This window comes from Pseudomonas sp. GCEP-101 (assembly GCF_025133575.1).
In the GTDB taxonomy this organism is placed as follows: Bacteria; Pseudomonadota; Gammaproteobacteria; order Pseudomonadales; family Pseudomonadaceae; genus Pseudomonas; species Pseudomonas nitroreducens_B.
In genome coordinates, this window is sequence record NZ_CP104011.1 from 160,660 (window position 1) to 183,000 (window position 22,341).

General features: G+C 66.3%; 19 protein-coding genes. 14 read left to right on the top strand and 5 right to left on the bottom strand.

What is annotated here, in order from left to right; genetic code table 11:
• Nucleotides 1-53: 53 nt before the first annotated feature.
• On the bottom strand, nucleotides 54-794 hold the full coding sequence (rpsB, locus tag N0B71_RS00735) for a 30S ribosomal protein S2 (protein ID WP_259756598.1): 741 nt from the start codon (nucleotides 792-794) through the stop codon (nucleotides 54-56).
• 320 nt (nucleotides 795-1,114) lie between these two features.
• On the opposite strand from rpsB, the gene map reads away from it, so the two are divergent.
• The 3 genes from map (at nucleotide 1,115) to dapC (ending at nucleotide 5,980) form a co-directional block, all read left to right on the top strand.
• Nucleotides 1,115-1,897 (top strand): type I methionyl aminopeptidase, encoded by a 783-nt coding sequence (map, locus tag N0B71_RS00740; RefSeq protein ID WP_259756600.1) that lies wholly within the window; start codon nucleotides 1,115-1,117, stop codon nucleotides 1,895-1,897.
• A gap of 144 nt (nucleotides 1,898-2,041) precedes the next feature.
• Nucleotides 2,042-4,741: a [protein-PII] uridylyltransferase gene (locus N0B71_RS00745; protein WP_259756602.1), complete on the top strand. Its 2,700-nt coding sequence runs from the start codon at nucleotides 2,042-2,044 to the stop codon at nucleotides 4,739-4,741.
• Nucleotides 4,742-4,783: 42 nt separating this feature from the next.
• On the top strand, nucleotides 4,784-5,980 hold the full coding sequence (dapC, locus tag N0B71_RS00750; RefSeq protein WP_259756603.1) for a succinyldiaminopimelate transaminase: 1,197 nt from the start codon (nucleotides 4,784-4,786) through the stop codon (nucleotides 5,978-5,980).
• A 114-nt stretch (nucleotides 5,981-6,094) separates the two neighbouring features.
• Here the strand turns inward: dapC and N0B71_RS00755 are convergent, their stop codons facing one another.
• On the bottom strand, nucleotides 6,095-7,756 hold the full coding sequence (locus tag N0B71_RS00755) for a Na+/H+ antiporter (RefSeq protein ID WP_259756604.1): 1,662 nt from the start codon (nucleotides 7,754-7,756) through the stop codon (nucleotides 6,095-6,097).
• A gap of 213 nt (nucleotides 7,757-7,969) precedes the next feature.
• Here N0B71_RS00755 and N0B71_RS00760 point away from each other — a divergent pair, with 213 nt between their 5' ends.
• From N0B71_RS00760 to N0B71_RS00780, 5 genes are all read left to right on the top strand, one after another.
• Entirely contained in the window at nucleotides 7,970-8,278 is a 309-nt protein-coding gene (locus tag N0B71_RS00760) for an arsenate reductase (protein ID WP_259759706.1), read from the top strand.
• An 11-nt stretch (nucleotides 8,279-8,289) separates the two neighbouring features.
• The gene (locus N0B71_RS00765; RefSeq protein ID WP_259756605.1) at nucleotides 8,290-8,916 is read left to right on the top strand and encodes a LysE family translocator; all 627 of its coding nucleotides are present in this window, start codon (nucleotides 8,290-8,292) and stop codon (nucleotides 8,914-8,916) included.
• A gap of 42 nt (nucleotides 8,917-8,958) precedes the next feature.
• The gene (gene dapD, locus N0B71_RS00770) at nucleotides 8,959-9,993 is read left to right on the top strand and encodes a 2,3,4,5-tetrahydropyridine-2,6-dicarboxylate N-succinyltransferase (protein ID WP_259756606.1); all 1,035 of its coding nucleotides are present in this window, start codon (nucleotides 8,959-8,961) and stop codon (nucleotides 9,991-9,993) included.
• A 94-nt stretch (nucleotides 9,994-10,087) separates the two neighbouring features.
• On the top strand, nucleotides 10,088-11,293 hold the full coding sequence (locus N0B71_RS00775) for an aminotransferase class V-fold PLP-dependent enzyme (RefSeq protein WP_259756607.1): 1,206 nt from the start codon (nucleotides 10,088-10,090) through the stop codon (nucleotides 11,291-11,293).
• Entirely contained in the window at nucleotides 11,290-11,697 is a 408-nt protein-coding gene (locus N0B71_RS00780) for a SufE family protein (protein ID WP_259756608.1), read from the top strand. The genes N0B71_RS00775 and N0B71_RS00780 overlap by 4 nt, the downstream gene beginning before the upstream one ends.
• Nucleotides 11,698-11,790: 93 nt before the next feature.
• On the opposite strand, the gene tcdA is transcribed toward N0B71_RS00780, so the two are convergent.
• Nucleotides 11,791-12,597, bottom strand: a complete 807-nt coding sequence (tcdA, locus tag N0B71_RS00785) for a tRNA cyclic N6-threonylcarbamoyladenosine(37) synthase TcdA (protein ID WP_259756609.1) — start codon at nucleotides 12,595-12,597, stop codon at nucleotides 11,791-11,793.
• 284 nt (nucleotides 12,598-12,881) lie between these two features.
• Here tcdA and N0B71_RS00790 point away from each other — a divergent pair, with 284 nt between their 5' ends.
• From N0B71_RS00790 to N0B71_RS00810, 5 genes are all read left to right on the top strand, one after another.
• Complete coding sequence (locus N0B71_RS00790) at nucleotides 12,882-15,479, top strand: glycosyltransferase (RefSeq protein WP_259756610.1); 2,598 nt, start codon at nucleotides 12,882-12,884, stop codon at nucleotides 15,477-15,479.
• 286 nt (nucleotides 15,480-15,765) lie between these two features.
• A complete protein-coding gene (dapE, locus tag N0B71_RS00795) occupies nucleotides 15,766-16,923 on the top strand; it encodes a succinyl-diaminopimelate desuccinylase (RefSeq protein ID WP_259756612.1) in 1,158 nt (385 codons plus the stop codon).
• The gene (locus tag N0B71_RS00800; protein WP_259756614.1) at nucleotides 16,920-17,111 is read left to right on the top strand and encodes a hypothetical protein; all 192 of its coding nucleotides are present in this window, start codon (nucleotides 16,920-16,922) and stop codon (nucleotides 17,109-17,111) included. Before dapE ends, N0B71_RS00800 begins: the two co-directional genes overlap by 4 nt.
• Complete coding sequence (locus N0B71_RS00805) at nucleotides 17,105-17,914, top strand: putative RNA methyltransferase (RefSeq protein ID WP_259756615.1); 810 nt, start codon at nucleotides 17,105-17,107, stop codon at nucleotides 17,912-17,914. The genes N0B71_RS00800 and N0B71_RS00805 overlap by 7 nt, the downstream gene beginning before the upstream one ends.
• A gap of 10 nt (nucleotides 17,915-17,924) precedes the next feature.
• Nucleotides 17,925-18,296, top strand: coding sequence for a hypothetical protein (locus N0B71_RS00810; RefSeq protein ID WP_259756616.1), 372 nt, complete (start codon nucleotides 17,925-17,927; stop codon nucleotides 18,294-18,296).
• Between the two features lie 69 nt (nucleotides 18,297-18,365).
• Here the strand turns inward: N0B71_RS00810 and N0B71_RS00815 are convergent, their stop codons facing one another.
• A complete protein-coding gene (locus N0B71_RS00815; protein ID WP_015476243.1) occupies nucleotides 18,366-18,575 on the bottom strand; it encodes a cold-shock protein in 210 nt (69 codons plus the stop codon).
• A 556-nt stretch (nucleotides 18,576-19,131) separates the two neighbouring features.
• Nucleotides 19,132-19,602, bottom strand: a complete 471-nt coding sequence (locus tag N0B71_RS00820) for a YMGG-like glycine zipper-containing protein (RefSeq protein WP_259756619.1) — start codon at nucleotides 19,600-19,602, stop codon at nucleotides 19,132-19,134.
• A 169-nt stretch (nucleotides 19,603-19,771) separates the two neighbouring features.
• On the opposite strand from N0B71_RS00820, the gene plsB reads away from it, so the two are divergent.
• Nucleotides 19,772-22,282: a glycerol-3-phosphate 1-O-acyltransferase PlsB gene (gene plsB, locus N0B71_RS00825; protein WP_259756620.1), complete on the top strand. Its 2,511-nt coding sequence runs from the start codon at nucleotides 19,772-19,774 to the stop codon at nucleotides 22,280-22,282.
• Nucleotides 22,283-22,341: the final 59 nt, after the last annotated feature.

Here is a 22,341-nt window from a genome sequence, read left to right on the forward strand (position 1 = left end):
AAGGGGGCCTAGCCCCCTTTCCGCGCACCGTAGGACGTCTGGACGTCCTGGAATCAGCCTTCGGCGGATTCGGCCGGCGCTTCTTCGACGAACTCGTCGGCGCTCACGCCACCGGCGGACTTGCCGCGCAGTACGGCATCAGCCATGGAGCCCAGGTACAGCTGAACGGCGCGGATGGCGTCGTCGTTACCCGGGATAACATAGTCAACGCCTTCCGGGCTGCTGTTGGTATCGACGATGCCGATGACCGGGATGCCCAGCTTGTTGGCTTCGGTGATAGCGATGCGCTCGTGGTCGACGTCGATCACGAACAGAGCGTCCGGCAGGCCGCCCATGTCCTTGATGCCGCCCAGGCTGCGATCCAGTTTTTCCAGATCACGGGAGCGCATCAGAGCTTCTTTCTTGGTCAGCTTGGCGAAGGTGCCGTCTTCGGCCTGGGTTTCCAGCTCGCGCAGACGCTTGATCGACTGACGGATGGTCTTGTAGTTGGTGAGCATGCCGCCCAGCCAACGGTGATCGACGTACGGCATGCCGCAACGGGCAGCTTCTTCGCGAACGATCTTGCCAGCGGAACGCTTGGTGCCGACGAACAGGATCTTGTTCTTGCCCTGGGCCAGGCGCTCAACGAAGGTCAGGGCCTCGTTGAACATCGGCAGGGTTTTTTCGAGGTTGATGATGTGGATCTTGTTGCGCGCGCCGAAAATGAACTTGCCCATTTTCGGGTTCCAGTAACGGGTCTGGTGGCCGAAGTGCACACCGGCCTTCAGCATATCGCGCATGTTGACTTGGGACATGATAGTTCCTCGATAAGTCGGGTTAGGCCTCCATGCATCCCAACGGCCAACCCTCCGACTGTGTCGAAAGGCACCCAGGCCATCGTGTCGATGCATGTGTGGGTTAATGCCCTGAAATGGCCGTAGCCTCCAGAGCGGGGCGCTTTATACCACAACCCCGGCCATAACAAAACCCGAAAGGACGTCCGGCATCGAATCCGCCGCCTCACCCGTGCCGCTCGTCCGCCCTGCCCTACCCTTAATAGGAGGGCCGCAAGTCTGATAGACTTGCGTATTCCTCTCATTTACCCGCGCGTACGCAGCGCCTGAAGAGAAGTCGCATGACCGTCACCATCAAGACGCCCGAAGACATCGAGAAAATGCGCGTCGCCGGCCGTCTGGCCGCCGAAGTGCTGGAAATGATCGGCGAACACGTCAAGCCCGGCGTTACCACCGACGAACTGGACCGCATCTGCCACGACTATATCGTCAACGTGCAGAAAGCCATTCCGGCTCCGCTGAACTACAAGGGCTTCCCCAAGTCCATCTGCACCTCGATCAACCACGTGGTGTGCCACGGCATTCCCAACGAGAAGCCGCTCAAGGAAGGCGATATCGTCAACATCGATATCACCGTGATCAAGGACGGCTACCACGGCGACACCAGCAAGATGTTCCTGGTCGGCAAGACCCCGGAATGGGCTGACCGCCTCTGCCAGATCACCCAGGAATGCATGTACAAGGGCATCGCCGTGGTCAAGCCGGGCGCGCGCCTGGGCGACATCGGCGAGGTGATCCAGAAGTACGCCGAGAAGAACGGCTTCTCGGTGGTGCGCGAGTACTGCGGCCACGGCATCGGCAAGGTGTTCCACGAGGAGCCCCAGGTGCTGCACTACGGTCGCGCCGGCACCGGCCTGGAACTCAAGGAAGGCATGATCTTCACCATCGAGCCGATGATCAACCAGGGCCGCCCGGAAACCCGCCTGCTGGGCGACGGCTGGACCGCCATCACCAAGGACCGCAAGCTGTCCGCGCAGTGGGAGCACACCGTGCTGGTCACCGCCGACGGCTATGAGATCCTGACCCTGCGCAACGACGAAAGCTTCCCGCGCACCCCGGCGTAAGCCGCGCGGTTTGCATTCTTGCCGACGGCTGGGTAGAACATAGAAATCCCGGCCCGGCACAGCCACCGGGCCTTGCGCCAAGCGCACGGCCCGGTCGCCCTCTTGCCCCTGCCCTCCCTCTATCCCTGAATCAGGAAGGCCGCCATGCCGCAGGTGGATCCCGAGTTGTTCGACCGTGGGCAGTTCCAGGCGGAACTGGCCCTCAAATCCAGCCCCATCGCCGCCTTCAAGAAGGCCATTCGACAGGCCAATGAGGTGCTCGACGCCCGCTTCAATGGCGGCCGCGACATCCGCCGGCTGATCGAGGACCGCGCCTGGTTCGTCGACCAGATCCTGCAGCAGGCCTGGAACCGCTTCGACTGGGGCGACGACGCTGACATCGCGCTGGTCGCCGTGGGCGGCTATGGCCGCGGCGAATTGCACCCGCACTCGGACATCGACCTGCTGATCCTGCTCGACAGCGAGGACCAGGAGAGTTTCCGCGAGCCCATCGAGGGCTTCCTCACCCTGCTCTGGGATATCGGCCTGGAAGTCGGCCAGAGCGTGCGCTCGGTCGCCGAGTGCGCCGACGAAGCGCGCGCCGACCTCACCGTGGTCACCAACCTGATGGAGTGCCGGACCATCTCCGGCCCGGACAGCTTGCGCCAGCGCATGCTCGACGCCACCAGCGCGCGGCAGATGTGGCCCAGCGGGCAGTTCTACCTGGCCAAGCGCAAGGAACAGATCCACCGCCACACCAAATACAACGACACCGAGTACAACCTCGAGCCCAACGTAAAAGGCTCGCCGGGCGGCCTGCGCGACATCCAGACGCTGCTCTGGGTCGCCCGCCGTCATTTCGGCAGCCTCAACCTGCACGCCCTGGTGCGCGAAGGTTTCCTGGTGGAGAGCGAATGCTCGGTGCTGGCCTCCAGCCAGGAATTCCTCTGGAAGGTCCGCTACGCCCTGCATATGCTCGCCGGCCGCGCCGAAGACCGCCTGCTGTTCGATCATCAGCGGCGCATCGCCGGCCTGCTCGGCTATGAAGGCAACGACGCCAAGCTGGCCGTCGAGCGGTTCATGCAGAAGTACTACCGCGTGGTGATGGCCGTTTCCGAGTTGAACGACCTGATCATGCAGCACTTCGAGGAAGTGATCCTGCGCGCCGGCGAGAACGGCCAGATCCAGCCGCTCAACAGCCGCTTCCAGCTGCGCGACGGCTACCTGGAAGTCACCCACGCCAACGTCTTCAAACGCACCCCGTTCGCCCTGCTGGAAATCTTCGTGCTGCTGGCCCAGCACCCGGAGATCAAGGGCGTGCGCGCGGACACGATTCGCCTGCTGCGCGACAGCAGGCACCTGATCGACGACGACTTCCGCCACGACATCCGCAACACCAGCCTGTTCATCGAGCTGTTCAAGTGCCAGGAGGGCATCCACCGCAACCTGCGGCGGATGAACCGTTACGGCATCCTCGGCCGCTACCTGCCGGAATTCGGCCTGATCGTCGGGCAGATGCAGCACGACCTGTTCCACATCTATACGGTCGACGCCCACACCCTCAACCTCATCAAGCACCTGCGCAAGCTGCGCCGCCCGGACATGGCGGAAAAGTACCCGCTGGCCAGCAAGATTATGGAGCGCCTGCCCAAGCCCGAGCTGATCTACATCGCCGGCCTCTACCACGACATCGCCAAGGGTCGCGGCGGGGATCACTCGGAACTGGGCGCGGTGGATGCCGAGCACTTCTGCCAGCGCCACCAGTTGCCGCCGTGGGACACCAACCTGGTGTCCTGGCTGGTGCAGAACCACCTGATCATGTCCACCACGGCCCAGCGCAAGGACCTGTCCGACCCGCAGGTGATCTACGACTTCGCCCAGTTGATGGGCAACCAGACCTACCTGGACTACCTCTACGTGCTCACCGTGGCCGACATCAACGCCACCAACCCGACGCTGTGGAACTCCTGGCGCGCCAGTCTCCTGCGCCAGCTCTACACCGAGACCAAGCGCGCGCTGCGCCGTGGCCTGGAAAACCCGGTGGACCGCGAGGAGCAGATCCGCCAGACGCAGAGCGCGGCCATCGACATCCTCGTGCGCGGCGGCATCGACCAGGACGACGCCGAGCAGCTCTGGAGTCAGTTGGGCGACGACTACTTCCTGCGCCACAGCGCGGCGGACGTCGCCTGGCACACCGAAGCCATCCTGCAGCACCCCGACGACGGCACGCCCCTGGTGCTGATCAAGGAAACCGCCCAGCGCGAGTTCGAGGGCGGCACGCAGATCTTCATCTATGCCGGCGACCAGCACGACTTCTTCGCCGTGACCGTGGCGGCGATGGACCAGCTCAACCTGAACATTCAGGACGCGCGAATCATCACCTCCACCAGCCGCTTCACCCTCGACACCTATATCGTGCTCGACGCCGATGGCGGCTCGATCGGCAACAATCCCGAGCGAGTCGCGGAAATTCGCGAAGGTCTGGCCAACGCCCTGAAAGACCCGGACGAGTATCCGACCATCATCCAGCGCCGCGTGCCGCGCCAGCTCAAGCACTTCGCCTTCGCCCCGCTGGTGACCGTCTCCACCGACGCGGCCCGCCAGGTCAGCGTGCTGGAAGTGATCGCCCCGGACCGCCCCGGCCTGCTGGCGCGCATCGGTGGGCTGTTCCTCGATTTCGACCTGTCGGTGCAGAACGCCAAGATCGCCACCCTGGGCGAACGCGTGGAGGACGTGTTCTTCGTCACCGACGCGCAGAACCAGCCGCTATCGGACCCGGAACTGTGCAAACGCATCCAGACCGCCCTGGTGGACATCCTCTCCGATGGTGGCCAGCCGAGCATGCCGGTCCGCATCAGTATCTAGTCAGCATTTAGAACGAAGCATTGAGAACGAAAGAGCCCTGCCATGAATCCTGCCCTCGACTCGCTCCAGCCCTACCCTTTCGAGAAGCTCCGCGCCCTGCTGGCCGGTGCCCAGCCGCCGGCCGAGCTGAAGCCCATCGCGCTGTCCATCGGCGAACCCAAGCACCGCTCGCCGGACTTCGTCGCCAAGGCCCTGGCCGACAGTCTCGATCAATTGGCCGTTTACCCCACGACCCTGGGCATCCCGGCCCTGCGCGAAGCCATCGCGGCCTGGTGCGAGCGCCGCTTCAAGGTGCCGGCCGGCTGGCTGGACGCCGCGCGCCACGTGCTGCCGGTGAACGGCACCCGTGAAGCGCTGTTCGCCTTCACCCAGACCGTGGTGGACCGCAACGCCAAGGGCCTGGTGATCAGCCCGAACCCGTTCTACCAGATCTACGAAGGCGCAGCCCTGCTGGCCGGCGCCGAGCCGCACTACCTGCCCTGCCTGGAAAGCAACGGCTTCAACCCGGACTTCGACGCCGTGCCGGCAGAGGTCTGGGCGCGCTGCCAGATCCTCTTCCTGTGCTCGCCGGGCAACCCCACCGGCGCGCTCGTTCCGCTCGCCGAGCTGAAGAAGCTGATCGCCCTGGCCGACGAACACGACTTCGTCATCGCCGCTGACGAGTGCTACAGCGAGCTGTACTTCGACGAGCAGAACCCGCCGGCCGGCCTGCTGACCGCCTGCGCCGAGCTGGGCCGCGCGGACTTTGCGCGCTGCGTGGTGTTCCACAGCCTCTCCAAGCGCTCCAACCTGCCGGGCCTGCGTTCGGGCTTCGTCGCCGGCGACGCCGAGGTGCTGAAGAAATTCCTGCTGTACCGCACCTACCATGGCTGCGCCATGCCGGTTCAGACCCAACTGGCCAGCGTCGAGGCCTGGAAGGACGAGGACCACGTGCGCGCCAACCGCGACCTGTACCGCGAGAAGTTCGACGCGGTGCTGGACATCCTCGGCGGCGTGCTCGACGTGCAGCGCCCGGACGGCAGCTTCTATCTCTGGGCGAAAACCCCGATCGCCGACACCAAGTTCTGCCGCGGCCTGTTCGACGCGCAGCACGTTACCGTGGTGCCGGGCTCCTACCTGTCCCGCGAGGTGAACGGCGAGAACCCCGGCGCCAACCGCGTACGCATGGCACTGGTGGCCCCGCTGGCCGAATGCGTGGAAGCCGCCGAACGCATCAAGCGCTACGTGCAGGGCCTGTAAAGGGTCACAGCCGTAGGTTGCCTATCTGTAGGAGCGAGCTTGCTCGCGAACACCCCTGGATCCGGCGTTGCCGGATGACTCGGTTCGCGAGCAAGGTCGCTCCTACAAAACACGCTACACCCATCGCCCCGCCTTGCTGGTCACCCAGGCCTCCTGGTTGTCCAGCTCGCCCAGCACCTCGCGCATCGTCTCGTCGTCGATCTCGTGTTCGCGGCGCATCCGGTACAGCTCCAGCCGCTGCGCGCGCAGCGCCTTGATCCTCAGCGCCTGGTCGGCCAGCTCCAGGGCACGGGCGCGCTCGCGGGCTTCCTTGCTGTCCGGTGCCGGGTCCAGCTCATGGCGGTACTCGGCCATCAGCTTCGCCTTCATCTCCGCCAATCGCGCCGTTTCGTCGGCGTCGCCGCCTGCGCTGGCAGGCATCTCCTCGCCCTCCAGCATGCGAATGGCCGCCGCTGCGGTCTTGCGCCAGACGGCCAGCGCCTCCAGCTCGCGCTGGTCGTTGCTGGCCGCCGGCAACCCACGCAGGAGAATCGGCAAGCCAATGGTCGCGGCAATCAACGACACCAGGATCACCCCGGCGGCGATGAAGATGATCAGGTCGCGCTGCGGAAAGGCCGAGCCATCGTGTAGCAGCAGGGGCACCGAGAGCACGCCGGCCAGGGTCACCGCCCCGCGCACCCCGCTCAACGCGGAGATCGCCGACAACCGCAGCACCGGCTCGCCCGCCCGGCCGCCCAGCTCGATGCCCCACCACTGCTCGAAGCGCACGGACACCTTCCAGTAGCACCAGACCCAGCCAAAGCGCAGCAGGAGCAGCACGGCGAACACTGCCAGCACGTAGAACAGCAGCAGCGAGGAGCGCCACATCACATCGTCGGCGTGATGGGCGACCGATTTGAGGATGTCCGGCAGTTGCAGCCCCAGCAGCAGAAAGACCACACCGTTGAAGGCGAACTCCAGCATCGACCAGACGCTGCGGTTGAGCAGACGGGTGTTGGTCTGCCGCGGCAGCAGGTCGACCCAGCTCTGCATCATGCCGGCCGCCACCGCCGCGAGGATGCCCGACACGCCCAGCTCCTCCGCGATCATGTAGCAGGCGAAGGGCAGCAGCAGCATCAGCACCACATGGGTGGCCGGGTCGTCCCAACCGCGACGGATCATCCAGGCGCGGATGCGCCCCAGCAGCCAGCTGAGGAACACGCCGCTGGCCAGGCCGCCGACGGCCACCAGCAGGAAATTCAGGCTGGCATCCATCAACGAGAAGGTGCCGGTCATGGCCGCGGCGATGGCGAATTTGAACGCCACCAGACCCGAGGCATCGTTCATCAGCGCCTCGCCCTGCAGCACATGCATCAGGCGCTTGGGCAAACGGTTCTGGGCGATGGCCGACACCGCCAGGGCATCGGTGGGCGACAGCACAGCCGCCAGGGCAAAGGCGGCGGCCCAGGGAATCTCCGGAATCAGCAGGTGGATGAACACGCCGCCGCCCACCACGGTGAACAGCACCAGGGCAAAGGCCAGGGTGAGGATCGGCCAGCGCATCTTCCAGAACTCACCCTTGGGCATGCGCCAGCCATCGGCGAACAGCAGCGGCGGGATGAACAGGAACATGAACAGTTCCGGGTCCAGCGCCACGTGCAGCCCCAGGCTGGGCCAGGCCAGCGCGGCGCCGGCGGCGATCTGGATCAGCGGCAACGGCAGCGCAATGAGCTGCGCGGCGAGTCGGGTTCCCCCCACGACCAGCAGCAGGATGAGGACGGTATAGACGGTTTGCATCGACGAACTCCCAGCACAGCTCTCCATTGAAGCACCCGATGGCCGGCGGATCAGCCTCGCATCGGGCAAAAAACTGTTGCAAACCACCAACCTCCCGGCGGCGTCCCGCAACGGCCGCGGAAATGGCATAATCCCGCGCCTGAAAAAAGCATCGAAAAGGAGTAGCGCCCCGTGAGTGAGCGGACGCTGTATGGCATCAAGGCCTGCGACACCATGAAGAAAGCCCGCGTGTGGCTGGACGAGCATGGCGTCGAGTACGCCTTTCACGACTACAAGAGTAGCGGCATCGACCGCGAACACCTGCGCCAATGGTGCGCCGAGCACGGCTGGGAAACCGTCCTGAACCGCGCCGGCACCACCTTCCGCAAGCTGGATGACGCGCAGAAAGCCGATCTCGACCAGGACAAGGCCATCGAACTGATGGTGGCGCAGCCGTCGATGATCAAGCGCCCGGTACTCGACCTGGGTGACCGCACCCTGGTCGGCTTCAAGCCCGACGCCTACGCCGCGGCGCTGGCCTGAGAGCGGACGCCATGAGCATCGCCTGGCCCCTGTTCCTCCCCGCCTGCTTCGCCCTGAACATGGCGCCGGGACCGAACAACCTGCTGTCGCTGAACAACGCCGCGCGCTTCGGCCTGCTGCGCGCCAGCCTCGCCGGTGGCGGTCGGCTGCTGGCCTTCGCGGGCATGCTGGCCCTGGCCGCTTCGGGCTTGGCGCTGGTGCTGCAGGCCTCGGCCTGGCTGTTCCTGGCGATCAAGCTGGTGGGCGCCGGCTACCTGCTGTGGCTCGCCGTGCAGCTGTGGCGCGCACCGACGGCGAACCTGTCGGTGAACGGCACTGCGGTTGCCGCCACCAGCCTGTGGCGCCTGGCCCGCCAGGAGTTCTGGGTGGCCGCCGGCAATCCGAAGGCCATCCTGATCTTCACCGCGTTCCTGCCGCAGTTCGTCGATCCGCGTCAGGCCGTGGGCGCCCAGTTCGCCCAACTCGGCGCAGCCTTCCTGCTGCTGGAATGGCTGGCCATCGCCCTTTACGGGCTCGCCGGGGTCCGCCTCGGCAAGCTGCTCGCCGGCGCACGCGCCCGGCGCCTGTTCAACCGTGGTTGTGCCGCGCTGCTGGGCAGCGCCGGGCTGGGCCTGCTGCTCAGCCGCCGTCCGGCCTGACCGAATCCGTTCTTCGAGAATCTCTTTCAAGGAATCCCCCACATGTCGAAATCCCTGTTCAGCATCGCTTTCGGTGTCGGCACCCAGAACCGCCAGGGCAACTGGCTGGAAGTCTTCTACGCGCAGCCGCTGCTGAACCCCAGCGCCGAACTGGTCGCTGCCATCGCTCCGCTGCTGGCCTATGAAGGCGGCAACCAGGCGATCGCCTTCACCGCCCACCAGGCTTACCAGCTGGCCGACGCCGTCGAGACCGTCGATGCCGCCCAGGCCGCCCTGCTCAACCGCCTGGCCGAGAGCCAGAAGCCGCTGGTCGCCACCCTGCTGGCCGAGGACGCCGCCCCCAGCTCCACCCCGGAGGCGTACCTGAAGCTGCACCTGCTGTCCCACCGCCTGGTCAAGCCGCACGGCCTGAACCTGACCGGCATCTTCCCGCTGCTGCCGAACGTGGCCTGGACCAACCAGGGCGCCGTCGACCTGGCCGAGCTGGCCGAACTGCAACTGGAAGCGCGCCTGAAGGGCAAGCTGCTGGAAGTCTTCTCGGTCGACAAATTCCCCAAGATGACCGACTACGTGGTCCCGGCCGGCGTGCGCATCGCCGACACCGCCCGCGTACGCCTGGGCGCGTACATCGGTGAAGGCACCACCGTGATGCACGAAGGCTTCGTCAACTTCAACGCCGGCACCCAGGGCCCGGGCATGATCGAAGGCCGCGTCTCCGCGGGCGTGTTCGTCGGCAAAGGCTCCGACCTGGGCGGCGGCTGCTCCACCATGGGCACCCTGTCCGGCGGCGGCAACATCGTCATCAGCGTCGGCGAAGGCTGCCTGATCGGCGCCAACGCCGGCATCGGCATCCCGCTGGGCGACCGCAACATCGTCGAAGCCGGCCTGTACGTCACCGCCGGCACCAAGATCGCCGTGCTGGACGACCAGAACAACCTGGTGAAAGTCGTCAAGGGCCGCGACCTGGCCGGCCAGGCCGACCTGCTGTTCCGCCGCAACTCGCAGACCGGCGCGGTCGAGTGCAAGACCAACAAGACCGCCATCGAGCTCAATGAGGCGCTGCACGCGCACAACTAAGCTAGGCGCCCCGCTCGTGCGGGGTACGCACTAAGCTTTGAGAAGCGGGGGCTGCGGCCCCCGTTTTCCATTCTTCACAACCGGCCGCACGCCCATGTCCATTCCCTCGCCCTGGCGCTCCGACTTCCCGGCCCTCGCCGCCTTCGAGGCCGAAGGCCAGACCTACCTCGACAGCGCCGCCACCGCGCAGAAACCGCGCGCCATGATCGACGCCCTCGCCGGCTACTACGCCAGCGGCGCCGCCAACGTGCATCGCGCCCAGCACCTGCCCGGCGAGCGCGCCACCCGCGCCTTCGAAGCGACCCGCAGCCTGGCCGCCAATTGGCTCAACGGCGGCAGCCCGGCGCAGATCGTCTTCACCCGCGGCGCCACCGAAGCGCTGAACCTGCTGGCCTACGCTCTGGAAGGCCGGTTCCAGCCGGGCGACGAGATCGTCGTCAGCGCCCTGGAGCACCACGCCAACCTGCTGCCCTGGCAGCAACTGGCCAAGCGCCGTGGCCTGAAGCTCGTCGTGCTGCCACTGGACGCCAGCGGGCGTATCGACCTGAACCGCGCCGCCCCCCTCATTGGCCCGCGCACCCGCCTGCTCGCGGTCAGCCAGCTGTCCAACGTGCTCGGCACCTGGCAGCCGCTGCCGGAGCTGCTGGGGATGGCCCGCCAGCACGGCGCGCTGAGTGTGGTGGATGGTGCGCAGGGCGTGGTCCATGGCCGACACAACCTGTCGGCGCTGGGATGTGATTTCTACGTCTGCTCCAGCCACAAGCTCTACGGCCCGGAGGGCCTCGGCCTGCTCTGGGGCCGCGCGGAAGCGCTGGAGCGCCTGGCGCACTGGCAGTTCGGCGGCGAAATGGTCCGCGTGGCGGACTACTTCGACGCCCAGTTCCACAGCGCGCCCATGGGCTTCGAGGCCGGCACCCCGCCCATCGGTCCGGTGATCGCCCTGGGCGCCACGCTGCAATGGCTGGCCGCCCGGGACAGCGCCGAGGTCGGCGGGCACGAGGACTTCCTCCATGCCCGCCTGCTGGCCGGCCTGCGCGCCCGTGATGGCGTGCGCGTGCTGGGCGAGCCGGACGTCGCGCTGGCCAGCTTCGTGGTCGAGGGTGTGCACGTTGCCGACCTGGGCCATCTGCTCACCGAGCAGGGCATCGCCGTGCGCGCCGGGCACCACTGCGCCATGCCGCTGATGAAGACCCTGGACGTCGCCGGCGCCCTGCGCGTCTCCCTCGGCCTGTACAACGACAGTGCCGACCTGGAGCGCTTCTTCGCCGCGCTGGACAACGCCCTGGAGCTGCTGCGGTGAGCCTGCCCGCCGCTGCCAGGGAAGCCTTGCAGGCGTTCACCGCCTTGCAAGGCTGGGAGCAACGCGCCCGCCTGCTGATGCAATGGGGCGAACGCCTGGAACCACTGAGCGAAGCCGAACGCGGCGACGACCAGCGCGTGCAGGGCTGCGAGAGCAATGTCTGGCTGGTGGCGGATCGGCGGGATGGACGCTGGCACTTCCGCGCCTATAGCGATGCGCGCTTGCTGCGCGGTTTGCTGGCCCTGCTGCTGGTGCGGGTGGACGGCCTGCCGGCGGACGAGCTGTCCGCCATCGACCTGCCGGGCTGGTTCGAGCAGTTGGGCCTGGGCAGGCAGCTATCGCCGTCGCGCAGCAATGGCCTGAACGCTGTGCTGAAACAGATGCAGAAACTGATCGGCGGCTGATACGAATGTCTGTACGTAGGAGCGGACTCCGTCCGCGATAGGTCCGCATCGCGCCGGAGGCCATCGCGGATAAATCCGCTCCTACAAAATCGGTCAGCCGATGGAGCGCTCCGAAGGCCGCCGCGCGCCGTCAACGATCTTGTCCACCGCCCGCGCCGCCGCCACCATGCCGAAGGTCGCGGTGACCATCATCACCGCGCCAAAGCCCCCGGCGCAGTCCAGTTTCACCCCCTCGCCGACGAAGCTCTTGGACTGGCACACGGTGCCGTCCGGCTTGGGGTAGCGCAGCTGCTCGGTGGAAAACACGCACGGCACGCTGTAGTGCCGGCCCGGCGTGCGGGAGAAGTTGTAGTCGCGACGCAGCGTCGAGCGGACCTTGGCGGCCAGCGGGTCGTTGAAGGTCTTGTTCAGGTCGGCGACCTGGATCTGCGTCGGGTCCACCTGCCCGCCTGCGCCACCGGTGGTGATGATCTGCAGCTTGCGGCGCTTGCACCAGGCGATCAGCGCGGCCTTGGCGGCAACGCTGTCGATGCAGTCGATCACACAGTCCAGCTCGGGCGTGATGTAGTCCGCCATGGTGTCGCGGGTGACGAAATCGGCCACGGCGTGGACGACGACAGCCGGGTTGATCGCCCTCAGGCGCTCGGCCATGACCTCGACCTTGGGTTTGCCCACGGCGCCCTGGATGGCATGGACCTGACGGTTGGTGTTGGTGACGCAGACGTCGTCGAGGTCGAACAGCGAAATCTCGCCCACACCGCTGCGCGCTAGGGCCTCGGCCGCCCAGGACCCCACGCCGCCGATCCCGACCACCGCCACATGGCTGGCCGCCAGCCGCTCCAGGCCTTCGCGACCGTAAAGCCGCGCGATTCCGCCGAAACGCTGTTCATCCCGTTGCATCGCCCACACCTCTTGTCGAAACGGCCGGCATTCTATAACGACCCGGCGCCTGTATCGACGCGCCTTGGCACGCCTGCAACAAAGCCGGTTTGCCGCAGTCTCAGTCACGCGCCTACAACCCATTCTAAACTGTCGGAAAATACCCACGGACGCCTGCGCGGCGGACGGTGCCGGTAACCTGTACAGCCCCCGGAGTGCGGGGTAGGATGCGCCCCGACCGGGCAGTCCCGTACAGCGATTGTCCCGGCCCCTCCCCGTTCCACCCTTTGGAACCCGATCGCACCATGCCTGCACGCAAGTTTGGCCTCAACCTGGTGGTGTTCGTCGCCCTCGCGGCGCTCTTCACCGGCTTCTGGGCCCTGTATAACCGCCCCGTCAGTGTTCCCGACTGGCCGGAAAGCATTTCCGGATTCTCGTTCTCGCCCTTCCGCCTGAACCAGAATCCGCAGCGGGACCAGTTCCCCAGCGACGACGAAATCCGCTCGGACCTGGAACTGGTCTCCCGGAATACCGACAACATCCGCACCTACTCGGTGAAGGGTTCGCTGGCGGACATCCCCCGCCTGGCCGAAGAGTTGGGCATGCGCGTCAGCCTGGGCATCTGGATCGGCCCGGACGAAGCCGAGAACGAGGCGGAGATCGAGCGCGGCATCGAAATCGCAAACAACTCGCGCAGCGTGGTGCGGGTGATCGTCGGCAACGAGGCGCTGTTCCGCCGCGAAGTCACGGTCGAGCAACTGACCGCCTACCTGGACCGCGTGCGCAAGGCGGTGAAGGTGCCGGTGACCACCGCCGAGCAGTGGCACATCTACGAGAAGTACCCGGAGATGGCCAAGCACGTCGACCTGATCGCCGCCCACGTGCTGCCCTACTGGGAATACACGGCGATGAACGACGCCGTGCCGTTCGTCCTCGAGCGCGCCAAGGAGCTGCGCGCCAAGTTCCCGCGCAAGCCGCTGCTGCTGGCCGAAGTCGGCTGGCCGAGCAACGGCCGCATGCGCGGCGGCGCAGACGCCACCCAGGCGGACCAGGCCATCTACCTGCGTACCCTGACCAATGCGCTGAACAAGAAGGGCTACAACTACTTCGTCGTCGAGGCCTTCGATCAGCCGTGGAAAGTCGGTGACGAAGGCTCCGTAGGCGCCTACTGGGGCGTCTACAACGCGCAGCGCCAGCCCAAGTTCAACTTCACCGGGCCGGTGGTGAACATCCCGCAGTGGCGCGCCCTGGCAGTGGCCTCGGTGGTGATGGCGCTGCTCGCGCTGACCCTGCTGATGATCGACGGCAGCGCCCTGCGTCAGCGCGGGCGGACCTTCCTCACCGTGGTTGCCTTCGCCGGCGGCTCGGTGCTGGTGTGGATCGCCTACGACTACAGCCAGCAGTACAGCACCTGGTTCAGCCTGACCGTCGGCGGCCTGCTGGGCATCGGCGCGCTGGGCGTGTTCATCGTGCTCCTGACCGAGGCCCACGAGCTGGCCGAAACCGTCTGGGTGCGCAAGCGTCGCCGACCGTTCGACCCCGTGCTCAGCGATACCGACTACCGGCCCAAGGTCTCGGTGCACGTGCCCTGCTACAACGAACCGCCGGAGATGATGAAGAAGACCCTGGACGCCCTGTCCCGGCTCGACTATCCGGACTTCGAAGTGCTGATCATCGACAACAACACCAAGGACCCGGCGGTGTGGGAGCCGGTGCGCGACTACTGCGAAGTGCTCGGCCCGCGCTTCCGCTTCTTCCACGTCGCGCCGCTGGCCGGCTTCAAGGGCGGCGCGCTGAACTACATCCTGCCGCACACCGCGCCGGACGTCGAAGTCGTCGCGGTGATCGACGCCGACTACTGCGTCGAACCGAACTGGCTCAAGCAGATGGTGCCGCACTTCAGCGACCCGAAGATCGCGGTGGTGCAGTCCCCGCAGGACTACCACGACGGCGAGGAAAACGTCTTCAAGAAGCTCTGCTACGCCGAGTACAAGGGCTTCTTCCACATCGGCATGGTCACCCGCAACGACCGCGACGCGATCATCCAGCACGGCACCATGACCATGATCCGCCGTACCGTGATGGACGAGCTCAAGTGGGCCGACTGGACCATCTGCGAGGACGCCGAGCTGGGCCTGCGGGTGTTCGAGAAAGGCTATTCGGCGGCCTATTCGCACCAGAGCTTCGGCAAGGGCGTGATGCCCGACACCTTCATCGACTACAAGAAGCAGCGCTTCCGCTGGGCCTATGGCGCCATCCAGATCATGAAGGGCCACGCTCGCGCGCTGTTCCAGGGCAAGGACAGCAAGCTCACCCTCGGCCAGCGCTACCACTTCATCGCCGGGTGGCTGCCGTGGATCGCCGATGGCATGAACATCTTCTTCACCCTCGGCGCGCTGCTGTGGTCCTCGGCGATGATCATCGTGCCCAAGCGGGTCGACCCGCCGCTGCTGATCTTCGCCATCCCGCCGCTGGCGCTGTTCTTCTTCAAGTTCGGCAAGATCCTGTTCCTCTACCGCCGTGCGGTGGGCGTGAACCTGGTGCGCTCCTTCCAGGCGGCGGTGGCGGGCCTTGCGCTGTCGCACACCATCGCCAAGGCGGTGCTGTACGGGGCGTTCACCAAGACCATCCCGTTCTTCCGCACGCCGAAGATGGCCTCCAACCACGGCCTGCTGGTGGCACTGGCGGAAGCGCGCGAAGAGGTGTTCATCATGCTCCTGCTGTGGGGTGCGGCGCTGGGCATCGTCCTGGTGCAGGGCGTGCCGAGCCGCGACATGATGTTCTGGGTCGCCATGCTGCTGGTGCAGTCGCTGCCCTACCTCGCCGCCCTGGTGATGGCCATGCTGTCCGCCGCGCCCAAGGCGCAGGAAGCGCCGGCAACAGACGCCGCAGCGGCCAGCTGAGGGTGGGCCGTTCCTTACCAGTTCGGAGCGGCGCGCCCTCTCCCTAACCCTGGCTACGCGCCCCGCTCCGAAGGGAGAGGGGACCGTTCAGAGCAGGATGACACCACTGCGTCAGTCGGCACGGTCAGCTCCCTCTCCCTTCAGGGAGAGGGCGTCACTGGCACAGGCTTGCAGAAGGCACTATCCCGACCAGTGAACCCACTCCGCCTGTCCCCTCCCAAGAACGCCGGCCATTCGCCGGCGTTTTTGCTTTAAGATGGGCGCCTTTTTCCGTTCCGCCCCCAGGATGCCCCTCATGTCCCTCTCGCCGACACTGTCCCTCGCCTGCGAGCTGATTCGCCGTCCCTCCGTCACACCGGTCGATGCCGACTGCCAACAGCTGATGATGCAGCGCCTGGGCGCCTGCGGCTTCGCCCTGGAGCCCATGCGCATCGAGGACGTAGATAATTTCTGGGCCCTGCGCCAGGGCCGCGACGGCGCCAACGGCCCGGTGCTGTGCTTCGCCGGCCACACCGACGTGGTGCCGACCGGCCCCGAGCAGGCCTGGCAGCACCAGCCGTTCGACGCCCTGATCGATGCCGACGGCATGCTCTGCGGGCGCGGCGCGGCGGACATGAAAGGCAGCCTGGCGTCGATGATCATCGCCACCGAGCGCTTCGTCGCCGACCACCCGGACCACCGCGGCAGCATCGCCTACCTGATCACCAGCGACGAGGAAGGCCCGGCCCATCACGGCACCAAGGCCGTGGTCGAGCGCCTGAAGGCGCGCAACGAGCGCCTGGACTGGTGCATCGTCGGCGAGCCGTCGAGCACCACCCTGGTGGGTGACATCGTCAAGAACGGTCGCCGTGGCTCCCTCGGCGCCACCCTCACCGTCCGCGGCAAGCAGGGTCATGTGGCCTACCCGCACCTGGCGAAGAACCCGATCCACCTGGCCGCCCCGGCCCTGGCGGAGCTCGCCGCCGAGCACTGGGACAACGGCAACGACTACTTCCCGCCGACCAGTTTCCAGATCTCCAACATCAACGGCGGCACCGGCGCGACCAACGTCATCCCCGGCGAGCTGAAAGTCGTCTTCAACTTCCGCTTCTCCACCGAATCCACCGTGGAAGGTCTGCAGCAGCGCGTCGCGGCCATCCTCGACAAGCACGGCCTGGATTGGCACATCGTCTGGGCGCTGTCCGGCCTGCCCTTCCTCACCCAGCCGGGCGAGCTGCTCGATGGCGTGGCCGCAGCGATCCGCGCCGTCACTGGCCGCGAGACCACGCCGTCGACCTCCGGCGGTACGTCCGACGGCCGCTTCATCGCCACCATGGGCACCCAGGTGGTCGAGCTCGGCCCGGTGAACGCCACCATTCACCAGGTGGACGAGCGCGTGCTGGCCAGCGACCTCGATGTGCTGACCGAAATCTACTACCAGACCCTGGTGCGACTGCTGGCATGACTGGACCGAACAAAGGCTTCTGCCTGGGCGCCGTACAGCCCGACACCCCGCCGCCCGCGCCTGCCGCCGAGCGTCGCTATTCGCTGCGCGTGTACCAGATCGCCCAGCGCCGCCGCTCGTTGCCCACCGTGCTGCGCAACGACCTGCCGCAGCCGCTGGTGCCGCCGCAAGGGAAGAAGGGATGCTGATCTGCCCGCTGTGCCGAGAGGCACTGACCGCAGTCGACAATGGCGTCGCCTGCCCCGCCGGCCACCGCTTCGACCGCGCCCGCCAGGGCTACCTGAACCTGCTGCCGGTGCAGCACAAGAAGAGTCTCGACCCGGGCGACAACGCCGCCATGGTCGAGGCGCGCCGGCACTTCCTCGGCGCCGGGCACTATGCGCCGCTGGCCAGGCGCCTGGCCGAACTCGCCGCCGAGCGCGCTCCCAGCCGCTGGCTGGATATCGGGTGCGGCGAGGGCTACTACACCGCGCAGCTGGGTGAAGCCCTGCCACAGGCCGACGGCTATGCGCTGGATATCTCCCGCGAGGCCGTCAAACGCGCCTGCAAACGCGCCCCGCAACTGACCTGGATGGTCGCCAGCATGGCCCGCGTGCCGCTGGCCGACGCCTCCTGCCAATTGCTCGCCAGCGTGTTCAGCCCGATCGACTGGAAGGAAGCCGCGCGCCTGCTAACGCCTGGCGGCGGCGTGCTGCGCCTGGGCCCGGCGCGCGATCACCTGCTGGAGCTGCGCCAGCGTCTGTACGACGAAGTTCGCGAGTACGTCGAGGACAAGCACCTCGCCGACCTGCCCGAAGAGCTCAAGCTGGCGCATACCGAACAACTGAGCTTCACGCTCCCGCTGCACACCCGCGAAGCGCGCGAGCACCTGCTGGCGATGACGCCCCACGGCTGGCGGGTCAACCCCGAGCGGCGCGAGCGCATCCTCGCCGAGCCCTTCGAGGTGACGGTCGCGGTACGCTACGATTGGCTGGAACGCCAAGAACCCTGACGAGGACGCCATGCGCCAACCGGATATCGAGATCTACATCAAGGATGCCGACCAGGCCGCCGTCGGCGCCTGGCTGGAAAAGGCCCTTGGCCCCTGCTCCGAATGGCGCGCCCAGGGCGAGACCTTCAAATGCACCGCCGGCAGCGTTCCCGCCACCTGGCTGCCCAAGGCCGTGGGCAAGTGGCACAGCCTCTTCCTGGACAGCGACCAGACCCCATGGGACGACGACGTCGCCTGCGCCCGTGACGCCTGCGCCGCGCTGGACGTGGAAGTGCGCTGCGCGCCGGGCAGCTGGAGCGAGGATCAGGGCGAAGAGGACGCGGACCGCTGGCTGAAGGTGACCGCCGCGGGCGTCGAGGAAATCACCTGGCGCACGGGCTGAAGCCGTCACCTGCGCAGGCCGCAAAAACAAAGGCCCGTCCATTGGACGGGCCTTTGTGCTTTCGGGGGCTCAGACCTTGGCGACGTCTTCCGCCTGGAGGCCTTTCTGACCCTGGATCACCGAGAACTCCACTTTCTGGCCTTCGACCAGGGAGCGGTGACCATCGCCACGAATGGCACGGTAGTGAACGAAAACGTCCGGACCGCTATCGCGTTGAATGAATCCATAACCTTTGGCGTCATTGAACCACTTGACGGTTCCGACCTCACGATCAGCCATTACCACACTCTCCAACTTGCCTATTATTTTTGGATGGCCCCCGGGAATGAGGACTTCGGCAGTCGCCGGCTGAACGCTTTCCTTATCATCCAACCCGGACCGAATGGCACGTAGGAAGGTAATTCGAATAACGCCCAAGGGCGACAGCGCTCCCGAGTATATAAATCAAAAGTTACAGCTGAAAAGCACTTTTTCATCCACTCCGCGCCCCTATGACCAATCCGGCCAAAGTGCCATTTTTCGGGGCCTGCAGAGCCATTTTGGTGCTCGTTACCCTGCGTAACGAAAGTGTTTCGAACGTGGACTTCTTCCCACTTTCAGACATTTATGGCGGGTAGTTTCGTCCCCGCCCGGGTGTTTTCGGCAATTCTGCGGAAATGTCTTTCAGACGCAGTGAGAATGCGCCTTGCGCTTCATGCGGCGACAATAGGCACGATCATTTATCTGCTGAATCTGCACGTCAGCATATTCCCTCGCATCGCTGGATAATCGCCGCAGCCGGGCTGAGATCCGCGAATCGGCGTGGAGCGGTTGCACCAGCAACGAACGTCGCCGCTCAGGGGCTGACCTGATAACCGCGTCCCTGCAGACAACCGCTGTAGGCGCTGGCACTGGCGGAACTCTGCGCTTCATTCTGCGTGCGGCGATCTTCCCGACGATCCTGGCGCTGACGCGAAGCACCGACCACAGCCCCGGCCGCCGCCACGTCACCGGCGCGATTCTGCCGGTACGCCTGCTTGGCATCGTCGCTGGCGCGGTCGTACACCTCGTCATGGCGCTGGCCACGCACCTCGGCGGCCACGGCTCCGGCCGCCGCGCCCCGCGCGGCGCCACGAACGCGCCCACCGACATGCGGGTCGGAACTGCTGGTGGCGCTGCTCGCGGCATTGGCGGCAACGCTGTTGCACTCGGCCATGTCCTGCTGCATCTGCTGGCTGCTCTGTCCTTTGAGCGGGGTAACGGTCTGCGCAGCGACCGGCAGCACAACCGCCACGGCGAGCAGACATCCCCAGGTGAATGTACGCATCGCGGAACCTCCACTGAATGTCATCCCCTAAATGGCAGGATAGCCGCTGCCCACGGGGCGTCCGCCCTTGCCGACCAAGCGCGCGTCGCTTTGCTGGCGAGGGCCTAATCCGGCAAACTAGCCGGCCTGAGCAATCGCTCGTTTTACACCTGCCAGCCATAGGGCCTGTATGCCTCGTTACCCGTTCCGCCGCTTCGGTTTTGGTGCCCTGCGCCGCCTGCTGTACCTCTGGGTGCGCTCGGAAACCATCAACCAGTCGGCCTTCAGCCTGAAGATCGACCGCAGCAAACCGGTCCTCTACGTTCTGCAGCAGCCCTCGGTGAGCGACCTCGCCGTGGTCGACACCGAATGCCGCAAGGCCGGCCTGCCGCGCCCGGTGATGCCGGTGGCTGTGGGGGAATCCATCGAGCCTGCCGCCTTCTTCTACCTGACGCCGGAGCCCGACTGGCTCGGCCGCCAGGACAAACGCGGCGCGCCGCCGGCGCTGGTGCGCATGCTCGGCGCCATCGGCCAGAACGGCATCGATGATGCGCAGATCGTCCCCGTGAGCGTGTTCTGGGGCCAATCCCCGGACAGCGAGAAGAGCGCCTGGAAGCTGCTGTTCGCGGATAACTGGGCGGTGACCGGGCGCCTGCGCAAACTGGCGCGCATCCTCATTCTCGGCCGCAAGACGCGCGTGCAGTTCTCCGCGCCGATCCACCTGCGCGAGCTGGTGGAACAGGGCAAGGGCCACGAGCGCACCCTGCGCATGGTCCAGCGCATCCTGCGGGTGCACTTCCGCAACCAGAAGACCGCGGTGATCGGCCCGGACCTTTCCCACCGCCGCACGCTGGTGAAGGGCCTGCTACGCGCGCCGCTGGTGCGCCAGGCGATCCAGGAAGAGTGCGACACCCAGAAGATCTCCCAGGAAAAAGCCGAGGCGCTCGCCCTGCGCTATGCCAATGAGATCGCCGCCGACGTCTCCTATCCGGTGATCCGCTTCCTCGAGGTGACGCTGACCTGGTTCTGGAACAAGCTCTACGAGGGCGTGAAGGTCAACCACATCGAACGCGTGCAGGACGTCGCCCAGGGCCACGAGATCGTCTACGTGCCTTGCCACCGCAGCCACATCGACTACCTGCTGCTGTCCTACCTGCTGTTCCGCAACGGCCTGACCCCGCCGCACATCGCTGCCGGCATCAACCTCAACATGCCGGTGGTGGGGTCGATCCTGCGCCGTGGCGGTGCGTTCTTCATGCGCCGCAGCTTCAAGGGCAACCAGCTGTACACCGCGGTGTTCAACGAATACCTGCACACCTTGTTCAGCCGCGGCTTCTCCACCGAGTACTTCGTGGAAGGCGGCCGTTCCCGCACCGGGCGCATGCTGCACCCGCGTACCGGCATGCTGGCGATCACCCTGCGCAGCTTCCTGCGCGACTCGCGCCGGCCCATCGTCTTCGTTCCCGTGTACATCGGCTACGAGCGCGTGCTCGAAGGCCGCACCTACCTGGGTGAGCTGCGCGGCGCGGCGAAGAAGAAAGAGTCGATCTTCGACATCTTCAAGGTCATCGGCGCGCTGAGGCAACGCTTCGGCCAGGTATGGGTGAACTTCGGCGAGCCGATCCACCTCGAGCAGTTCCTCGACCAGCAGCAACCCGACTGGCGCGAGCAGGAACTGGGCCCGGAATACCGCCCGGCCTGGCTGTCCGACACCACCCACCACCTGGCCCGCGACGTCGCCCGTCACCTCAACGACGCCGCGGCGATCAACCCGGTGAACCTGGTGGCCCTGGCGCTGCTGTCCACCACCCGCCTGGCCCTGGACGAAACCGCCCTGGCGCGGGTGATCGACCTCTACCTCGACCTGCTGCGCAAGGTCCCGTACTCGCCGAGCGCCACGTTGCCCGAGGGGGACGGCCAGCAACTGATCGAGTACGTCAAGAGCATGAACCTGCTCAGCGAGCAGAAGGACGCCCTCGGCCGCATCTGCTACCTCGACGAGCAGAACGCGGTGCTGATGACCTACTACCGCAACAACGTGCTGCATATCTTCGCGCTGCCGGCGCTGATCGCCAGCTTCTTCCAGAACAGCGGGCGGATCAGCCGCGAGCAACTGCTGCGCTACACCCGCGCTCTGTACCCGTACCTGCAGGCGGAGCTGTTCATCCGCTGGAGCCTGGACGAGCTGGACGCCGTGGTCGACCAGTGGCTGCAGGCGATGGTCGCGAGCGAATTGCTCAAGCAGGAGAACGACACCTTCATCCGCCCGCCGCCCAGCTCGCGCCAGTACGTGCTGCTGACCCTGCTGGCCCGCGCCATCGCCCAGACGCTGCAGCGCTTCTACATGTCCATCGCGCTGGTGCTCAACGCCGGACAGAAGCAACTCACCGCCGAAGAGCTGGAAAACCTCTGCACCGTCATGGCCCAGCGCGTGTCCGTCCTGCACGGCCTGAACGCCCCCGAGTTCTTCGACAAGAGCCTGTTCCGCCACTTCATCCAGACCCTGCTGGACGAAGGCGTGCTGCGCAAGGACGAGCACGGGAAGCTGAGCTACCACGAGCTGCTCGGGGAACTCGCCGAAGGCGCCGCCAAGCGCGTGCTGCCGGCGGAGATTCGCCTGTCCATCCGCCAGGTCGCGCTGGAGCGTCCAGCCCAGGAAGACAGCGCCCCGGCCGAACAGCCGCCCGCCAACCCGGGCTAAACTTCGCCGCCCTGCCAGCAGCTTGACGCCTGCGCACCGCGACCGATAGATTTCTGACG